General features: G+C 57.3%; 17 protein-coding genes. 4 read left to right on the plus strand and 13 right to left on the minus strand.

From position 1 onward, the window contains the following. Positions 1-48: 48 nt before the first annotated feature. The 7 genes from scfB to NE562_RS11825 all read right to left on the minus strand — a co-directional run bounded on the left by scfB (position 49) and on the right by NE562_RS11825 (position 5,933). Entirely contained in the window at positions 49-1,419 is a 1,371-nt protein-coding gene (gene scfB / locus NE562_RS11795) for a thioether cross-link-forming SCIFF peptide maturase (RefSeq protein WP_280962622.1), read from the minus strand. Positions 1,420-1,505: 86 nt separating this feature from the next. After that, a complete protein-coding gene (gene scfA, locus NE562_RS11800) occupies positions 1,506-1,649 on the minus strand; it encodes a six-cysteine ranthipeptide SCIFF (protein ID WP_280962623.1) in 144 nt (47 codons plus the stop codon). A gap of 12 nt (positions 1,650-1,661) precedes the next feature. Continuing rightward, complete coding sequence (locus NE562_RS11805) at positions 1,662-2,075, minus strand: TIGR04086 family membrane protein (protein ID WP_280962624.1); 414 nt, start codon at positions 2,073-2,075, stop codon at positions 1,662-1,664. An 85-nt stretch (positions 2,076-2,160) separates the two neighbouring features. Continuing rightward, entirely contained in the window at positions 2,161-2,481 is a 321-nt protein-coding gene (gene yajC / locus NE562_RS11810; RefSeq protein ID WP_280962625.1) for a preprotein translocase subunit YajC, read from the minus strand. A 151-nt stretch (positions 2,482-2,632) separates the two neighbouring features. Continuing rightward, on the minus strand, positions 2,633-3,652 hold the full coding sequence (locus NE562_RS11815; RefSeq protein WP_280962626.1) for a Gfo/Idh/MocA family protein: 1,020 nt from the start codon (positions 3,650-3,652) through the stop codon (positions 2,633-2,635). A 197-nt stretch (positions 3,653-3,849) separates the two neighbouring features. Continuing rightward, positions 3,850-4,875 (minus strand): LacI family DNA-binding transcriptional regulator, encoded by a 1,026-nt coding sequence (locus NE562_RS11820; protein WP_280962627.1) that lies wholly within the window; start codon positions 4,873-4,875, stop codon positions 3,850-3,852. Next, positions 4,872-5,933 (minus strand): LacI family DNA-binding transcriptional regulator, encoded by a 1,062-nt coding sequence (locus NE562_RS11825; RefSeq protein ID WP_280962628.1) that lies wholly within the window; start codon positions 5,931-5,933, stop codon positions 4,872-4,874. Before NE562_RS11825 ends, NE562_RS11820 begins: the two co-directional genes overlap by 4 nt. Positions 5,934-6,266: 333 nt before the next feature. Here NE562_RS11825 and NE562_RS11830 point away from each other — a divergent pair, with 333 nt between their 5' ends. The 4 genes from NE562_RS11830 to sigK all read left to right on the plus strand — a co-directional run bounded on the left by NE562_RS11830 (position 6,267) and on the right by sigK (position 10,911). Continuing rightward, complete coding sequence (locus NE562_RS11830; protein WP_280962629.1) at positions 6,267-7,301, plus strand: sugar ABC transporter substrate-binding protein; 1,035 nt, start codon at positions 6,267-6,269, stop codon at positions 7,299-7,301. A gap of 224 nt (positions 7,302-7,525) precedes the next feature. Next, a complete protein-coding gene (locus NE562_RS11835) occupies positions 7,526-9,028 on the plus strand; it encodes a sugar ABC transporter ATP-binding protein (protein WP_280962630.1) in 1,503 nt (500 codons plus the stop codon). Next, entirely contained in the window at positions 9,021-10,019 is a 999-nt protein-coding gene (locus tag NE562_RS11840; protein WP_280962631.1) for an ABC transporter permease, read from the plus strand. Before NE562_RS11835 ends, NE562_RS11840 begins: the two co-directional genes overlap by 8 nt. 190 nt (positions 10,020-10,209) lie before the next feature. Next, positions 10,210-10,911, plus strand: coding sequence for an RNA polymerase sporulation sigma factor SigK (sigK, locus tag NE562_RS11845; protein WP_280962632.1), 702 nt, complete (start codon positions 10,210-10,212; stop codon positions 10,909-10,911). Positions 10,912-10,983: 72 nt separating this feature from the next. Here the strand turns inward: sigK and NE562_RS11850 are convergent, their stop codons facing one another. The 6 genes from NE562_RS11850 to NE562_RS11875 all read right to left on the minus strand — a co-directional run bounded on the left by NE562_RS11850 (position 10,984) and on the right by NE562_RS11875 (position 18,391). Next, positions 10,984-12,015: a LacI family DNA-binding transcriptional regulator gene (locus NE562_RS11850; protein WP_280962633.1), complete on the minus strand. Its 1,032-nt coding sequence runs from the start codon at positions 12,013-12,015 to the stop codon at positions 10,984-10,986. A 253-nt stretch (positions 12,016-12,268) separates the two neighbouring features. After that, complete coding sequence (locus NE562_RS11855; RefSeq protein WP_280962634.1) at positions 12,269-13,372, minus strand: Gfo/Idh/MocA family protein; 1,104 nt, start codon at positions 13,370-13,372, stop codon at positions 12,269-12,271. A 19-nt stretch (positions 13,373-13,391) separates the two neighbouring features. Then, the gene (locus NE562_RS11860; RefSeq protein ID WP_280962635.1) at positions 13,392-14,390 is read right to left on the minus strand and encodes a Gfo/Idh/MocA family protein; all 999 of its coding nucleotides are present in this window, start codon (positions 14,388-14,390) and stop codon (positions 13,392-13,394) included. 44 nt (positions 14,391-14,434) lie between these two features. Then, positions 14,435-15,637 carry an ABC transporter permease subunit gene (locus NE562_RS11865; RefSeq protein WP_280962636.1) on the minus strand — a complete coding sequence of 401 codons (1,203 nt, stop codon included), beginning with the start codon at positions 15,635-15,637 and terminating at the stop codon, positions 14,435-14,437. Then, a complete protein-coding gene (locus NE562_RS11870) occupies positions 15,634-17,166 on the minus strand; it encodes a sugar ABC transporter ATP-binding protein (RefSeq protein WP_280962637.1) in 1,533 nt (510 codons plus the stop codon). The genes NE562_RS11865 and NE562_RS11870 overlap by 4 nt, the downstream gene beginning before the upstream one ends. Before the next feature lie 118 nt (positions 17,167-17,284). Next, positions 17,285-18,391 carry a galactose ABC transporter substrate-binding protein gene (locus tag NE562_RS11875; protein ID WP_280962638.1) on the minus strand — a complete coding sequence of 369 codons (1,107 nt, stop codon included), beginning with the start codon at positions 18,389-18,391 and terminating at the stop codon, positions 17,285-17,287. Between the last annotated feature and the right edge of the window lie 315 nt (positions 18,392-18,706).

The raw sequence follows: 18,706 nt of genomic DNA on the forward strand, positions 1-18,706 counted from the left end.
CAACTTGCAATGCCTTTTACATTATTTTTAAATGTTTTGGTGTATTGACTAATCTGCACAAATTTTCTCCGCCGCTTTCAGATAGATTGCACACTCCAACCGCTTGCGCTCCATCTCACAGCCGAGATCGTACGAATCATTCATATCGCCGTTCATGTTGTAATTTGCCGCCGAGCAGCCGCCCGAGCAGTAGAATTTAGCCCAGCACTTCTGGCACTTGGGCCGGGAATAAATGTTCATGCCCGCGAATTTTTGCGCGATATCCATGTCAAACGAGCCGTCCAGCACGCTGCCCTGCCGAAATTCTTCCTTGCCGACGAACTGGTGGCAGGGGTAAATATCGCCGTCCGGCGTGACGGCGACGTACTCATAGCCCGCGCCGCAGCCGCGCAGCCGCTTGACCACGCACGGCCCCTGATCCAGATCGACCATGAAGTGGAAGAAGGAAAACGGTTTGCCCGCTTTCCGCCGCTCCAGCATGATCTCGGTCAGACGGTCGTACTCCGCTTCAATTCTCGGCAGGTCGTCCTCGGTCAAGTCGTAGCCGCAGCCGGGGTCGGCTGTGACCGGTTCGACCGAAAGGCGGTCAAAGCCCGCGTCCGCGATGTGCGTCACATCCTCGGCAAAGTCAAGGTTGTGCGAGGTAAAGGTGCCGCGCGCGTAATAATCCTTTTCCGGGTCGCGCTCGTCTACCAGCGCCTTAAATTTAGGCACGATCACATCGTAGCTGCCCGCGCCCGACACGGTCTTGCGGAACTCGTCGTTGACGGCCGGACGGCCGTCGAGCGACAGGACGACATTGTCCATATTCTCGTTGATGTAGCGGCGTTTGTCCTCATCGAGCAGCACGCCGTTGGTCGTGATGGTGAAGCGGAACTTTTTATTGTGCTTTTGCTCGATTGACCGCGCGTAATCGACCGCGCGCACCACCGTGTCCCACGCCATCAGCGGTTCGCCGCCGAAGAAGTCGATCTCGATATTGTGCCGCGCGCCCGAACGGCTTACGACAAAGTCGATCGCGCGCTCGGCCACCTCGGGCGGCATGATCTTGCGGCCCTGACCGAAGTCGCCGGTCGAAGCAAAGCAGTATTTGCATCGCAGGTTGCAGTCATGCGCGACATGCAGGCACAGCGCCTTGACCGGCGCGCCGACCGGCACATAGCGGGAAACGTCGATATAATCGTCGTCCGCGAAAAGCTGGCCGTTCTTTTTCAGCGCGTACAGTTCGCCCCAAGCTTCCCGCACCGCGTCCGCTTCAAACTGGCCGAGCGCGTCCACCACCTGCTGCGGGCAGGTTTCCCCCATGGTTTCATCGGCAAGGCCGGAAACGGCGTAGCTTACGTCATCCAGCACATGCACCGCGCCGGAATTAACGTCCAGCACAAAATTGAGTCCGTTTTTCTGATAGCGATGGATCATTTCTATTTGTTCCTCCGATGTAAGTAAAAAACAAGGCGCGCCGCATCGGCACGCCTTGCGATTGGACTTCAGTAGGAGCTAACTGCTCACTTAGAGTGCTCGCACTTCTGGTTGGCCACCGTGCAAGAAGTCTTGCAGGCGGACTGGCAGGAAGTCTGGCACTCGCCGCAGCCGCCCTTAGCGGCGGTCTGCTTCAGGGTCGCCGAAGTCAGAGTCGTAACATGCTTCATGGTGTTTCCCTCCTATTTTTTCAGGTGCTTATGGCGTTTTTTTCTGCGCATGCTCGCACCGGCAAAACCGCCGAGCGCTGCGCCGACAACCATCGAGGCAAAACTGATGACCGTGCGCGGAATATGTACCGGCTGCCGCAGGACAAGAGCGCCCACGGCAAGCAGGACTAGAAAAATCAGCGCGCCGGCGCCGACCGCCCAAAGGAATTTGCCGCCCGGCGCGCGCTTTGCCGATAGAAAGGCCGCCGCCGCACTGCCGACCGCTAAAAAAGCGAGCGCCAGAGGAGCGATCGCGCCTTCGCCGACCGTGCCGCGCTGCACCAGCAGCGCGCCGGCCAGCATCAGCAATAAAGTAAGCCCCAGGCCCAGTAGCGCCGACGGCAACAAAATGCCGATAGGCGACAGGTCATCATTCGTTTTTTTCATCTGCGCTTTCCTCCCGCCGAAAGTTTGGCGCGTCCGGGTGAAGGACGAACCTTTGCGCTATCTTATTCGGCAAGGCGCCGGGATATTACTTCGCGTCCTTGGGCGCTTCTACCGACTCGGTCGGCTCCGCTTCCTTGCCGCGGATAGCCCAGCGGTAGATCTTCAGCTTGGTGCGGTCGTTCGAGGTCTCGATGATCAGCACATCGTCCTTGATGTTGACCACACGGCCGATAAAACCGCCGATGGTGGAAATCTCATCGCCGATATCGATCGAGTTACGCATTTCCTTCTCCGCCTTGTCGCGCTTACGCTGCGGGCGGATCAGCATGAAGTAGAACAGCACAATCAGCAGCACGAGCGGCGCAAACTGCATAATCGCCTGCAAGTATTGTTGTCCACTTGGCATTTTTAACACCTCCTCGTGCAATTTGCCGTTAATACTGTTATTATACTAAACCGTACCGCAAATTACAAGCTTTTCTTTATCAAACGGCGCGTTTTTCGCGCATGAAAAAGAGAAGCGCAATGCTTGCCCTTCTCTTTTTTCGGTCCGCTTTTTAATAAACCGGCTGTACCGGCTTGCCGGAATGGAAGGAATTTGTGATCGCGTAGGTGACGATCGTGGCCTTGGTCCCGTCGTACACGGTGATCTCCGGCTTGCGCCCCTGCTGAATGCAGTCGATAAAATCCACCATTTCGAGCAGGTACGCCTCGGCAAAGCGCTGCGGGAAGTTTTCAATGATGGGCTGTACCGCGCCGTTTTCGTCAAAGATCATGGCGCGGTTTTTCCACGGCACGCCCGCTACGCGAATGTGCGCGTCCGTGCCGACGATCTCGGTCTCGGTATGGTAGCCGTGCGGCGCCGTTCGCCCGACGTGCAGGAAGGCCACGGTGCCGTTGTCCAGCTTGAGCATGGCCATGCCGGTCTCGGTGTCGCCGCCCTGCGCAAATTCGGGATGCTTAAAGGTCGTGCCGGCAGCGTAAACTTCGGTGATCTCGCCGCCCAAAAACCAGCGCATCAGGTCGATATCGTGGCTCGCGGCGTCAATGAAAATACCGCCCGAGGTCTTGCAGAACTTGATGCAGCTTTCGACGCACGCCTCGGGATCGAGCCCCGTGGCCTTAACCAGATAGGGCTTGCCGATCCGGCCCGCGTCGATCTGGGCCTTGGCGTCCGCGTAGGACGGATCGTACCGGCGCATGAAGCCTAGGAAAAACAGCTTGTCCGGATGGCGCTCAACGGCCGCCTCGGCGCGCTTGCACTCCTCCAGCGAGCAGCCCAGCGGCTTGTCGGTAAACACATGCTTGTCCGCGTCGAGCGCGTATTCGATCATCCAGCAGTGCTCGGGCGAAGACGATACGATCACCACCGCCTCGATATCGGCCTGATCGACCATTTCCTTATAATCAAGATAGGTCTGCGGCACGTTCAGTTCGTCCCTCGCGCGGTCGAGCTCGCTCTGCTCCAATGAGCACGCGGCGGTCAGGCGGCAGCCCGGTATTTTAAAGGCCAGATTTTGTGCATGAACCCAGCCCAGACGGCCCAGACCGACAATGCCAACTTTGATTTGCTTCATTTGGGTTTCCCTCTCTTCTTTCTCTTGGGTGTTTCTTCTCTCGCGCCTCCCATTTTATAGAAGGCCTGCCGCGAAAGCAATACGCGCCGGTAAAATACGCGCATTTGCACAGAACCCACCGTTTCCGCTGCGGCGGTTTGCATAAAAAAACCGGCCCAATAGGCCGGTCTTGCATGTGCGCTGTGCGGGGAACGTGCTTACAGCAGCTCCTGTGAAATGATGAAGCTGTCCGTATAAAGCTTGTCCTTTTTCGGCGGCATACCGCGGCGCAGCAGGTTATATAGCGTGATCACGGCTTTGTACGCCTTTTGGGTAAAGGTTTGCCCGATGATAAAGTCGATCTGCCCGTTTTGCAGATATTTTTTCGCCGCCGGCGTCAAATCGTTGCAAATGATGCGCACCGGATGCCCGGCCTGCGCCTTACGCACCCCATCGACACAGCCGGAAACGCTTTCATTCGCCATATAAATGTACTTCAGGCGCGGCCTTTCCTTTAGTGCGCTGCATACGGTGGCGCTGGTCGCGTCAAACCGCTCGTAGCATTCCGCGATGGTGTAGCAATCGGGCGAAAAGCCCTGCGATTGCAGGTAACGCACAAAGCCGTCGACGCGGGCCTTGCCCGTTTCAAAGTCCATGCGCCCCGTAACGATGAGCACCTCGTCGTTCGGCCGCATAAAGCGCGCCATCAGCCCGGCCGCGATCGCGCCCGACCGGTACAGGTCCTGCCCGATATAGCACACGCGCTTGGAATTGGGCACATCCGAATCATAGGTGACGACCGCGATGCCGCGGGCCGCGAGCTCGTCTATTTTCATCTCGATCACCGAGGATTGCGCCGCGCTCAGCACAATGCCGTTCACGCCCTGCCCGGCCAGCCGGTCCAGCAGCGCGATATACTCATCCGGCGAGCGCGAGGTCATCTCGTACGTCAGTACGCGCAGCGCGCTGTCGTTGATGGCGTGCTCGGCGTCGTTGATGCCCGCGTAGGTCTGCCGCGCAAAGTAGCTGTCATGCCACTTGGGCAGCAATACCGCGATCGTCACGATTGAGGACGAAACGGGCTCCCTTCCGGTTCCGCCGACCGAATAGCCGCTTTCCCGCAATACCGACTCTACCTTTGCCCGGGTCTCGGGCAGCACATGCGGCCTGCCGTGTAAAACACGGTCCACCGTGCCGCGGGAAACGCCGCACGTCCGCGCAATATCGCTGATTGTCCGCTTCACAGCTGTTCACCCGTGCGCTGCAGCATTTGCTGCGTGTAGATCGCCAGTCCGGTGTAGCACCGCTGCGATCGCGGCTCGATGCCAAGGCACAGCATTTGGTACATGCTTTCGACGGCCTGCGCCGCCGTCCGCGCCACGCTCTGCCCGATCACGAAGTCCACATCGCCCGACGCGAGGAACCGGCGCGCGGCAGCCGTCGTATCGTTGCAAATCACGGTGATCTTATAGGGAAGCTGCGCGCGGCGAATGCCCTCTATGCAGCCGGACACGCTTTGCGTGGCCATATAAATGTAGCGGATATGCTCATCCATGCGCAGTTGATGGTGCACGGTGCGCGCCGTTTCCTGAAATATCTCGTTGCAAAATACGATGGTAACGATACCTCTCCCTTCATGAACCGCCTGAGAAGGCGGAATAAGCTCGCCCAGCCGCTCTTCAAAGCTTTCCACGCGCTTGCGGTGCGAATAAAACTGCATATCGCCCGATACGGCCAGCACGCGCTCGCCCGGGCGCAGGTACTTTGCCATCAGGCCCCCCGCCACACGGCCGGCGCGCGCGACGTCCTGCCCGACATAAAAAGCCGCCGGACACTGCGGCAGCTCGTCCATGCAGGTCACGATGCGCACGCCCTTGTCCGCCGCGCGGTTCAGGCGGGAGGTGATCTCGTTTTCCATGGGCGCGTTGAGGATGACGCCCTCCACCCCTTGCGCGAGCAGCCGGTCGATCGCTTCCGCGTGCTCGCCTACCGAACGCCCCGCAAGCTGCTCAATGATGAGGGAAAACTCCCTTTTATCGGTCTTGGCCAGCGCCGTGCGGATGCCCCGCTGCGAATGACGGAAAAAATAGCGGTCCGGCCAGCCGGGAAGAATCACTCCCGCCGTATGGCGAACCGTGCATTTTTCAATCTGTGAAGGGGAGCGATAGCCTGTACGCGCCAGCGCGGACAGCACATTCCGCCTGATTTGCGGATGCACATAAGGCCGGTTATGCAAAACACGGTCCACGGTGCCGCGCGATACGTTGCACATTTTCGCGATTTGCTCGATCGTTACCTTCATTCCATACAGTCTCCTTGGTCTCGCTTATGTCCGGGCGTGTTTTTGAATCATTATACACTGAGCCTATGGGCATTTCAAAAAACGCACAGTGCACACAATCAAACCAAGGAAAAACACTCTTATTGATGCACAATATATGCAAAAGTACAGGAGCTATCATAGTGAAAACGACGATATAAAATATGCACATTGACTTATTATGGTGAACTATCTAGAATTTTATTGTACGCATCGCACAAATGCTGTGCAGTGTGTGCATCTTATAAACCGGTTAGAGGACCGGCTTATCGGAAGACGCACAGAAAATGAGAAGAGAAAGAAGAGGTACAAACTATGAAAAAGAGACTATTTGCCATGTTGCTCGCTAGCGCGATGTTGACCGGCATGCTGTCCGGCTGCGGCGACAAGCCCGCCGAGCCCACGGCAGACGGCGATTCCGCCGGTACGTCCGACGCGTCCACGCCTGCCGGCGACGGCAACTACTCGATCGACGTGATCCTTAAGACCACGGCTTCCGAGTACTGGCAGTACGTACAGGCCGGCGCGCTGGCCTACGCCAAGGAGAACCCGAACGTAAAGGTAGAAGTCAAGGGCGCGCCGAGCGAGACCTCCTATGACGAGCAGCTGAACATGATCCAGACCGACCTTTCGAGCGATTACGACGGCTACGTCATCGCGCCGCTGCAGGCCGACATGGTCGCCAATCTGGTCAAGGGCCAGACCAAGCCGATCGTCGCGGTTGATACCAAGATCGAAGCACCCGAAGTACTTAGCTTCATCGGCACCGGCAACGAGTCCGCCGGCAAGCTGGGCGGCGAAGCCGCTGCCAAGCTCGCGAAGGAGCGCGGCTGGGAAGAGATCAAGTGCATCGAAATCGCCGGCGTACAGGGCGACACCACCAACACCGACCGTATGAACGGCTATAAGGCTGGCGTTGAAGCTGCCGGCGGCGAGTTCCTCGACAGCGAAGTACAGTACGCGGACGCCGTGCCGGACAAGGCCGTTGCCGCGATGGAAGGCATCATCTCCAAGTTCCCGGAAGGCGTTGCGATCATCTGCGCCAACAACGACGACATGGCGATGGCAGCCGCTAAGGTAGCCGCGGATAACGAAAACTACAAGAACACCGTGTTCCTTGGCTTTGACGGCATCCAGTCCGCCTGCACCGCCATCCTCGAAGGCCGCCTGACGATGTCTGTCGCGCAGCAGGGCTACGAGATGGGCTACAAGTCTGTTGAAGCAGTCGTCAACAAGCTCAATGGTCAGGAGATCGAAGCCTTCATCGACTCCGGCGCCGACATCGTAAACGCGGACAACGCACAGGAGCGCAAGGATACGCTGCAGGGCTATCTGGATTCGGTAAAATAACGATCACACAGGTTTGAGTGCAATCATAAACCAATAATTGACGCCTCTGTCAACAGTTTTGCTGAAAAACGAAAACAGAGGCGTCTCTCTTTCCGCAGGGTCAAAACAAAGCCCCCTCTGCGGTAGCCGGTATTAGCCAACAAGCGGCGGCCGTGACGAACACGGCCTCCGCTTTGGTTTGCCGGGCACGTACGCATCTCGGAGAAAAGGGTGATCTAATATTTATGAGTGAATACGTAGTAGAACTAAAAAACGCTACCAAACGATTTCCGGGCGTGGTGGCGCTGAAAAACATGAGTCTCGCGGTCAAGCCCGGAGAAATACTGGGGCTGATCGGAGAAAACGGCGCGGGCAAGTCGACGCTGATCAAGGTACTGACCGGCGTGCATCAGGCGGATGAAGGGCATATCTATGTCAACGGACAGGAAATGCACTTTAAGGATCCGAACGATTCTGCGGCTGCAGGCATCGCGTGTGTATATCAGGAACTGAATATTGAGCCGCTTTTGAGCATCACGGATAATATTTTTATCAACAAGTGGCTGAAAAAGGGCGGTCTGCTCGACTATTCCGCCATGCATAAAAAGGCCAAGGAGGTCATGGAATCCCTTGGTCAGGATGTCGACCCGACCAAGGCCGCGGGTACGTTCGGCATGGGCGTGCAGCAGATGATTGAGATCGCCAAGGCCGTGCTGATCGACGCGAAAATGATCATCATGGACGAGCCGACCTCTTCCCTTGGCGAAAAAGAAGTAGACCAGCTGATGAAAACGTGCCGCGAGCTCCGCGAGCGCGGAATCGGCATCGTATTTGTTTCGCACAAACTCGAAGAGCTGTTCGAGCTGTGCGACCGCGTAACGGTCATGCGCGACGGCGAGCATATCTGGACCAAAAAAGTGACCGATACCGACAACGACGACCTGATCACCGGCATGGTGGGCCGCAGTCTGGAGAACCAGTTCCCGAAGGAATTCGGGGAAAAGGGCGATTGCGCGCTCAAGGTAGAGGGCCTGCAGGAAGGCGGCGTGCTGTACGACGTCGGCTTTGAGGCTTACAGCGGCCAGATCTTGGGCTTTGCGGGTCTGGTAGGCGCCGGACGCACGGAGACGATGCGCGCGATTTTCGGCGCGGACCCGATCGACGGCGGCAAGGTATATATCCATGGCAAGGAAACGCGCATTGGCTCTCCGCGCGACGCGATTCGCAACAAGATCGCCTTCCTGACCGAGGACCGCAAGGGACAGGGCCTGGTGCTGGCGCAGACCATTCGCACCAACCTGATCATGGCAAATATGAAGGGCTTTTGTAATGGGCCGTTCTTGGATGAAAAGCGGATAGAAGATTCCGGCGAGCAGCACATCAGCTCGCTGCGCATCAAGACGCCGTCGATCGACGAGATCGTCGGCCAGCTGTCGGGCGGCAACCAGCAAAAGGTGGTCATCGGCAAGTGGGTCAACACGGACGCGGACATTTTCATTTTCGACGAGCCGACGCGCGGCATCGACGTCGGCGCAAAGGTCGAGGTCTACAACGTCATGAACAGCCTTGTCATGGCGGGTAAATGCGTGATCATGGTATCGTCGGAAATGCCCGAAATCCTCGGCATGAGCGACCGGGTGGTCGTTATGCGCGGAGGCCGGGTCATGGCGACGATCGATCGCGACAGCAAGCATTTCAACCAAGAGGATATCATGAAAGCTGCATGGGGAGGAACATTAGATGACTAAGACCAAAAAGAAGAGCGCCGGTGCGTCGCAGCTTGGCACACTGATCGCGCTGATACTGCTGTGTATCGTGCTTTCGATCGTAACCAAGGGCAAGTTTCTCAATCCAAGTAATTTAATGAACGTATTGAGCCAAACCTCGTTCAACGCCCTGCTGAGTATCGGCATGCTGCTGTGTCTGATCACGGCCGGCATCGACCTGTCGGTAGGCGCGAATGCAACGTTTTGCGCTTGTATGGCGGGCATGCTGGTACAGCGCGGTTCGAGCAACGCCGTACTGATGCTGGTGATCGCCATTGCCTCCGGCACGCTGATCGGCTGGGTCAACGGCATGCTGCTCACGCGCCTGCACCTGCCTCACCCGTTCGTATCCACCTTGGGCATGAAAAACTTCCTGTGGGGCCTCGCGCTGCTGGTAACCAGCTCGCAGATGGTATCCGGCTTCCCGGCCGGCGTTATGTGGCTGGGCGACGCGCGCGTGTTCAAGTCCTTCGGCGGCGGCGTGCCGGTCAGCTTCCTGCTGGTTATCGTTCTTTACATCATCATGCATGTGTTCCTGACGCGCTCGGCGCTGGGCCGCTCGATCTACTGCGTGGGCGGTAACCCGGAAGCCGCGCGGCTGTCCGGTATCCACTCGGCTAACGTACTTACCTTCTGCTATACCCTTTCCGGCCTGTGCGCGGCCCTCGCGGGCATCGTATCGATCGGCCGTTCGTCTATCACCAACGGCGTTAACGCCGTGCAGCCGTTCGATACCGACGCGATCGCGGCCTGCATCATCGGCGGCGCATCGTTCATGGGCGGCAAGGGAACCATGCTCGGCACCATCATCGGCGCGCTGATCATCGGCGTGCTGCGCAACGGCTTTACGCTGCTGGCCGCTTCCTCGGCCATCCAGAACATGGTGCTTGGCCTTGTTATTATCATCGCCGTCTTTATCGACGTCACGCGTGAGCGCATGGAGGCTAAGGCCCGCCGGCTCGCCGCTAAATAAGCCCATATCATTTCATTTTTCTTCTATTATCCCTAGCAAAGACGCTGACCGCCGGTTTTCCGGCGGTCGGCGTCTTTGTTGCCGTTATCCTGCGGTGTGATGCCGCAATCGTCTATTTCGCGCTCAAACGCATAGGACAGCCCGCCCCGCGCATAGGTTACCGTAAAACGACGAAATGAGGTGCACCGCCATGTTTTGGACGGCCCTGCTCGCGCTTTCGGGCGCATTTTTCTTTTTTGTCCTGCGTGTGCAAGGCGCGGACGGTTCGTTTCCCAAACCGCTTTCGCCCGAAGAGGAACAAGACCTGCTCCGCCGCATGAACGAGGAGGGCGACCAAGACGCCCGCACCGCTCTGATCGAGCACAATCTGCGGCTGGTGGCCCATATTGTAAAGAAGTATTACTCCGACAAATCCGAGCAGGACGATCTGATCTCGATCGGCACGATCGGGCTGATCAAGGCGGTGGGCACCTTCCGGCCGGATAAAAACATCAAGCTGGCTACCTATGCCTCCAAATGCATCCAAAACGAACTGCTCATGCATTTTCGCCAAAAGCGCAAAAGCGCGGGCGAGCTTTCGCTCTCCGACGCGCTCGACACCGACGGCGAGGGCAACGCTCTTGCCCTGATGGACGTGATCTGCTGCGAGGACGAAAACCTTTGCGCCGTGGACGATCACGACCGGTACGACGCCATGTATCAAGCCCTTGCCCATGGCCTGACCCCGCGTGAACGCGAGATCATCCGCCTGCGCTACGGCCTCGGCCTTCCCGCCGCACTCCCCCAGCGCGAGATCGCCAAACAGCTCGGCATCTCGCGGAGCTATGTATCGCGCATCGAGAAAAAAGCGCTGGAAAAAATGAAGGAGCGGCTCGGGCAGCGAAGCGAATAAGCGGCACGCCGACAGCACGCCGGCGCGCCGCTATGACTTGCCGCCTGGGACAGGGTTCGCGCGGACGGCGTTTTACTTTTCTTGGGCCGGGCGAATCGAGCCGCCCTCTATCCAAGTCACCTCTACGATCTGCCGCCGCAGCGGCGCCTTACCGCCGCCGATACGATCCGTCAGTGTGCTGACGATCAGATCGGCTTGCGCGGCGTTGCCGGGGTCGAGGGTGGTCAGCCGCGGCTGGACGTTCAGCGTCAGGTCGATATTGTCGAACCCGACCAAACCGATATCATCCGGGATACGCAGTCCCAGATCCTGCGCCGCTTCCATCACGCAAATGGCGATCTGGTCGCAGCCGCACAAAAACACCTCCGGCAACGCCGGGTGGGCTTGCAAATAGCGCTTCTGATCATGAAACAGCGTTTCGGTATCCGCGGCGCAGTCGGTCAAGACCCATTCTGGACGGCGTTCCAGCCCCAGCGCGTCGAGCGCGGCCTGAAACCCCATATATCGTTCCCGCTGTCCAACGCCCAGCGAGACATTGCCCAGAAAGCCGATCTTGCGGTAACCGCGCTCGTACAGCCGGTACACCGCGTTGTGGATGGCGGACAGATTATCCTCCATCACGCAATCTGTGAACCTGTCGCAAAAATAAAACCCGCTGGTGACAACCGGAATGTCCAGATCAAACACCAGATGAATCTGTTCAAACGCCATGTCCCCCAGTATGATAACGCCCTTGATGCTATTGATCTGGCAGAACGTGCCAAGCTGCTCCCGGGTCATACGGGGATTGAACATGCTTTCTACGATCAGTCCATAGCCCAGACTGTTCAGCCGGCTTTCCAAAAACGTCTTGAGCTCTGTATAAAAATAAAAGGTGGAAAAATAGCTGGAATCGGTGAAGATACAGATATTTTGCTGGGTCTGTACTTTTCCGCCAGCCGGGGCAAAGCCTGTTTGCGCGCCGCTTTCGTTATAAACATAACCCAGTTCGTCCGCCATGCGGAGGATCTCTTCCCGGGTCTCCTTTTTGATCGTTGGTATATTGCGCAGCGCTAGGGAAACCGTGTTCTGTGATATGTCCAGACGCTTTGCAATGTCCTTCATCGTCACTTTTCCCTTTTTTACTCCTGCTGCGTTTTTCACAAGTTATCAGCCCCTACCGGCGGCGTTGGCCGCCGCAACATTAAAATCTATTTTTGCGCATTATGAGATCGCCTTTTGTTCATTCTACCACAAATTAAGCGAAAAGTCTTTACCCGATCACGCCGTACGGCCGCGCTTATAGGCAGCCGTTCACACGAAATGCCGCCTGCAAGCAAAGCATTCTTGCAGGCGGCGTTTTTCTTTTGGAAAAAGCTTAAAAATCAAACGTGGTGGTCAGCTCCATGGTTCTGCCGGTCTCCGCGGCTTCGTACCCTTTTTCGATGATCTCAATGACGTGAGCGGCGCGGTCCGCCGTGTTGAGCGGCTTTTCTCCGGTTTCCATACATGCGCAGATATGCAGCACATCCTGCACGGTGTGCACGGTTTCGGGCTTGCTGGGCGCGGCGATATCCTCCGCGGGCTGATACCAGCCGTATGTACTGCCATTGACCGGCTGGCTGGTATAGTACTCAAACGGCACCTCCCGCTTGCTCCAACCGCCGATGCGGGCAATGCCCTTGGTGCCGAACATTTCCACCAGCGGCCCGCAGCGGAACTGCGGCGTGCAGAAATTACCGGTGATGGCCGCAAAGCGGCTTTCGCCAAAGTCGATCAGCAGGTAGGTGTTGTCATCCATTTGCACATCCAGCTTTTTGCCGTTCCAGAAGCGGTCGGGCTCGGCAATGCCGGAAAAACCGCACACGCGCTTGGCGGGACCGAGCAGATTGACCAGCGTGGTGATGGAATACACCGCAACGTCGCCCATCGGGCCGCCGCCCTTTTTGTAATACCAAGAGGGATCGATGCCGAAAAGCTCCTGCTTTTCATGCCCGGGATGACCGCCGAAGCCGCGCGCCCAGCACACCTTGCCCAGCACGCCTTGCTCCATCAGCTTTTTAACCTCTTGATTTTCCGCGAGCACCATCTGGCCCGGCGCGGCGCACAGGATCAGGCCCTTTTCTTTTGCCAGCGCGACCAGCTCGGTCGCTTCCGCGGCGGTCTCGGTAAAGGTTTTTTGACAGTACACATTCTTACCCGCGAGCAGCGCCTTTTTCACCTGCTGATAGTGCAGCGGGATGGGCGATAACACGATCAGCAGATCCATTTCGGCTTCGGCCAGCATTGCGTCATAATCCGTGTAGGCCTTTGCCGAAAAACCGAACTTTTCAATGTGCTCCGCCGCGCGACCGGACACCGGATCGCAGATCGCGGTCACTTCCACCAGATCGCGGATATCCTCGCGGACAAACGCCGGATAATAATCGGTATAGGCAATGAAGCCGCTGCCCAAAACCGCCAATTTAGTTGCCTTGCTCATAATAATAACCTCTTTCCATCTATTTTGTTGAAACATCGTATTGCAGGCCAATCCGCTCCCGTATCGTATCCATGCAGCGCATGACCCGGCACGTCGTTTCGATCGGGATCACGTCGCTGTCGGTCTTGCCGTCGCGGACGCACTGGTTAAACGCGCGGATCATAAAATCGTGGTGCTCCTTCTGGGTGGACACCGAGCCGCCGAACGACCGGGTCTCCCATTCGCCGCCGTGCATTTTAATATCGTACGAGGTGGAGTACCAGATGTTATCGATAAAGATTTTCCCCTTGGTGCCGACGATCGTCCAATCCTGCCGTTCCTCGGATTCGATGGAGGCGTTCAGATAGGCCGTGCAGCCGTTTTCGTATTGGTACAAGATCGAGGTGGTCTGGTCCACGCCGGTCTCGCCGAAATGCGCCTGCGCGTCGATACGCACCGGATCGCCTCCCGCGAAGAAATCCGCGAGCGACGTGACGTACACGCCCACATCCATCAGCGCGCCGCCGCCGAGTTTGCGGTTGAACATGCGACCCTGCGGCTGATAGGGCGTGATAAAGCTGCAATGGCCCTCCATCAGCACGATATCGCCCAGCGCGCCTTCCAACAGCTTTTGTCTGGCATCCTGAAACTCCGGCTTGAACCGCGTCCACATAGCCTCCATCAGCAGCAGGCCCTTTTGTTTGGCCAGCGCCATGACCTCTTCCAGTTCCGCCGTGCATAAGGTGATGGGCTTGACGCAAAGCACATGCTTGCCGTGCTCCAGCGCCAGCTTGATCCCCTCCTTATGGAAGCAGTGCGGCGTTGCCACATATACCGCGTCGATCTCCGGATCTTGCAGCATTTCCTCGGGCGAGCCGTAGGCGCGCGGCACGGAAAATTCCTTTTGATACGCCTTTGCGATCTCCAGCGATACATCCGCTATGGCAATGATCTCGCTGTTATCGATCGTTTGGTTTGTTTTGGCGAACATATGCGCGATCCAGCCCGAACCGATAACGCCCCATTTGATTGTTTTCATACCAGTCTCCTTTCCGCTTATAACACAAATAGATAGCCGGCCTTTTATTGACGCACATTCTTGTGCATATCCATAGCGACCGCGGTGGCGATGATCACGCCTTTGATCACTTGCTGCCACATGGGATCGAGGCCAATGAAGTTTAAGCCGTACGAAATGATGTTGAAGATCAATACGCCGATGAACACGCCGCTGACCTTGCCACCGCCGCCCGAAATGGAGAAGCCGCCGACCACGCAGGAGGCGATCGCGTCCATTTCGTAGTTGGTGCCGTAAACGTTGGTCGCGCCCGCCGTCCGCGTCGCTTCCATGATACCGGCGCAGCCGTACAGCACGCTGGCCAGCAGAAACAGGCAAAAGATCGTTAGCCGCACGTTGATGCCCGAAACCACGGCGGCCTGCCGATTGCCGCCGACCGCGTATATGTTTTTGCCAAATTCGGTGTAATTGAGGATGAACCACATGATCGCCATGATGCCCAGCGCGATGGGGATCAAAATCGGTATCTCGCCGAACAGCCTCGTCTGGCCGATCGCCGCGAAATCCTCCCGCAGACCGCCGACGGGCTGCGACCCGTTCAGGCCATAGTAAAGCGAGTTAGAGCCGTAAATGATGACCTGTGTGGCCAGCGTGGCAATGATGGCGGGCACATCGAACACCGCGACCAGCGCCCCGCAGAGCGCGCCGAATAGCATGCAGACCAACAGCGCGACGCCGATGCCGACCACGAGCGGCAGCTTCGGCAGATTTGGGAAAAACAGATTGGCGTAATCGCGGTCCTGCAGCAGCGACGAGCTGACCACCGCCGACAGGCCGACCATGCGCCCCGTGGTCAGATCGCACCCGCCGATCAGGATCGCCAGACCGCCGCCCAGCGCGACCACCAGCCGGGGCGACATCTGCGTGAGGATGTCGCGCATGACGCGAAGCTGCAAAAACTTGGGCTGTACCACCGCGATGAGCACGACCAGCGCGACCAACGCGATGATGAGCGCGTTATCGCCAATCAAGTGCATGATATGGCGGCGGGACAGATCGACCGTGTCCGCATACCGTTTTTTGCGCACCGCCATATCCAACGCGCCGACCGCGACGGCCACGCCGATCACGATGAGGTAAAGCGGCAGATCGTAAATGCTTTTAGGACCGATCCCATGCAGCAGCACGCCCACGGCCGCAACGGCCGCGCCGGCAAGCAACTGGATCGACGCATATCGTTTTCTGGTGATGGTTCCTTGTTTGGTCATTCTTTCATGCCCTCCATCCTCATTTCGTTTTCAAACGCCGTGGCGAGACGCATGACGCTGACCTGCGACGCCTCCGCGCGCTCTAACATACCGGTCATCCGCCCGGCGCACATCACCATGACGCGGTCGCTCATGCCCAAAAGCTCGGGCATTTCGGAGGAGATCATGATAATGCTTTTGCCCTGCTCCGCGAGGCGGTGCATGATCACATAGATTTCGTATTTCGCGCCGACGTCGATGCCGCGCGTCGGTTCGTCCAGAATCAGGATATCCGGGTCGACGAGCAGCCACCGTGCAAGCAGCATCTTCTGCTGGTTGCCGCCCGAGAGATTGCGCGCCAGCGCTTCGATCCCCGGCGTTCGCACGTTCAACTCCTTGCAGTATTCGCCGCCCTCCCGCCGGCGGCGTTTGGTGTCGATCACACGGATCGGCCCCCGCCCGTAGCTGTGCTGATTGGCGACGACGATATTATCCAAAACGGACAGCCCGCCGAAAATGCCGTTTTTGCGGCGTTCCTCCGTCAAAAGGACGATACCGTTGCGTTTGGCGTCCCGCGGCGAGCGCACCGTGATCTTGGCCCCATTTTTATAGAGCGCGCCGCTCTCGATCGGGCGCAGGCCGAATATCGATTCGACCAGCTCGGTGCGCTGCGCTCCCACCAAACCGCCGATGCCCAATATTTCGCCCCGGCGCAGTGTGAAGCTGACGTTTTGAAACGACATGCTGTCGCCCGATGTATAGTTTTCCACCCGCAGCACCTCCTCGTCCCTCGGGGCGTAGTGCTTTTCCGGGAAGCGGCTCGACAGGGTGCGCCCTACCATGGTATTGACGATAAAATCCGTCGTCATGCCCTCGCACGACCAGGTGCCCTGATAGGCGCCGTCGCGCATGATGGTGATTTCGTCGCAGATCGTAAGAATCTCGTCGATCTTGTGCGAGATAAAGATCACCGAACGGTTTTCCGCCTTGAGCTGACGGATGATGCGGAACAAGTGCTCGGTCTCGGTATCGGTAAGCGACGAGGTCGGCTCGTCCATGATAATGATCTCCGCGTTATAGCTGACCGCTTTGGCGATCTCGGCCTGCTGCAGCTTGGAAACCGACAGATCGCGCGCCAGCACGGTGGGGCTGATGCGGATATCGAGGCTTTCAAACAGCGCGGCGGTCATCTCTTCCATTTTTTTATGATCGACCACCGGCCCTTTTTTGGGAAACCGGCCGAGCCAGATGTTTTCCATGATCGGGCGAAGCGGGATGGGGCTCAGCTCCTGATGGATCATGGCGATGCCGTTTTGCAGCGCGTCGCGCGTGTCGGACAGCGCGACCTCCCTGCCGTTCAGGCGGATCGTTCCGCCGTTTGGTATGTACATGCCGAACAGGCATTTCATCAGCGTGGATTTTCCCGCGCCGTTTTCTCCCATCAATGCGTGTACGGAACCGGGCTTTACTTTCAGCGACACATCATCGAGCGCTTTGACGCCCGGGAAGCTTTTAGAGATATGCTCCATTTCCAGACGATACTCCGGCATTTCCTTTCCTCCATGATTTGTGGGAGAGGACAAGGTCCCTGTCCCCCTGCCCGGCGGGCAGGGACTTTGCCGTTCTCCGGTTTATAAGGTAACAGCTACGCTGTCAATGGGGGCTGGGTCAGCTTTTATAATCTTTTTGGATCTGTTCCCAGTTGTCCTGCGAAACCTTGACGTGATCGATGCGGACATACTTTTCATCTTCTATGGCAAATCCCAAGTTTTGCTCCGTCAGCTCGGCGCCGTTCGCGGCGGCGATCAGTAGGTCGGTGCAGTAGCGCGCATAGGTTTTCGCATCGTTCAGCACCGTGCCCCACATCTGCCCGGTCGACATCGAATCAAAGCCCGCGTCCGTACCGTCGATACCGACGACCGGGATATACTTACCGTCGCCCGGCGCGCCGGTATTATAGCCGTTTACCTTGAGCGCCTCGATACAGCCGATGGCCATATCGTCGTTGACCGCGAGCACGCCGTCGATATTTTCCAGACCGATGGAGGAGATAAAGCCGCTCATTTGGTCGTACGCGGTGGCGCGCGACCACTCGCCGACCGAATTGCCCGCCATTTCAGCGCTAACGCCCGCGTCCGCCAGTACCTTTTCAATAAACTGCGAACGCACCTCAGAGGTCGTGTCACCTACCTGCCCTTCAATTAAAATATAGCTGAACTTACCGTCGCCGTTATGATCGGCGTTATCGAACGTATTCCAGTAATCCAGCATCAGCTCGGCCATGAAGGTGCCGCCCTGCTCATTGTTGGAGCCCACGGTCCAGCATTTGTCATAGGTATCCATATCCTTTTTATCCGGCTCGTGTTCAAAGAATACGACAGGCAGGTCGGCGTCCGCCGCGGCCCGTAAAATGATCGTGGTTGCGGTCGTATCGATAATGTTGACCATCAGGCCGTTCACGCCCTTGGTGATATAGCCGTTCAGCGCGTCGGTCTGGTTGGGCTGGCTGCCCTGCGCGTCGCTGAATTCAAAGGAAGCGCCGTATTCCTCGGCAAATTGCTTGACATGGCTGGAAATGTTGTTGATGAAGGTGTCGTTGAACGACCAGCAGGAACCGGCAAACACCATTCCCGTGCCGTCCATGGTCGCGCCGCCCGCCGCCGAGGCCCCCTCGCTATCCGCTTCGGGCGGCGCCGCGTCTTGCGAGCTCGATGTACATGCGGTCAGCGCCAGTACGGATACCGCTGCTAATAAGCCTGCCAAAAACCTTTTCATCCTTTTTTCCTCCTGTTTTTTTATTATTAGCACGTGTTCGTGCCAATCACAATTAATTAATATTTATAAATGTTATTAATATTATTTATGTTATTTGAATTGTATCACTCACAATAACATTATTCCAGATGAAATTTGCACAGTAATATATTAATATTTTTATGAATTCTCACAGCCCTTCCGCAAAAAAGAAGAGCGCGTTGCAAAATAAAAGAGTTTTCTTATGTCATTCTGAACGAAGTGAAGAATCTCGCGCGAACGCGCGGATTTTACGTGGGTTTCGCGCGTTCGCGCGAGATTCCTCGTCGCTTCGCT

The organism is Butyricicoccus faecihominis (genome assembly GCF_024462775.1).
In the GTDB taxonomy this organism is placed as follows: Bacteria; Bacillota; Clostridia; order Oscillospirales; family Butyricicoccaceae; genus Agathobaculum; species Agathobaculum faecihominis_A.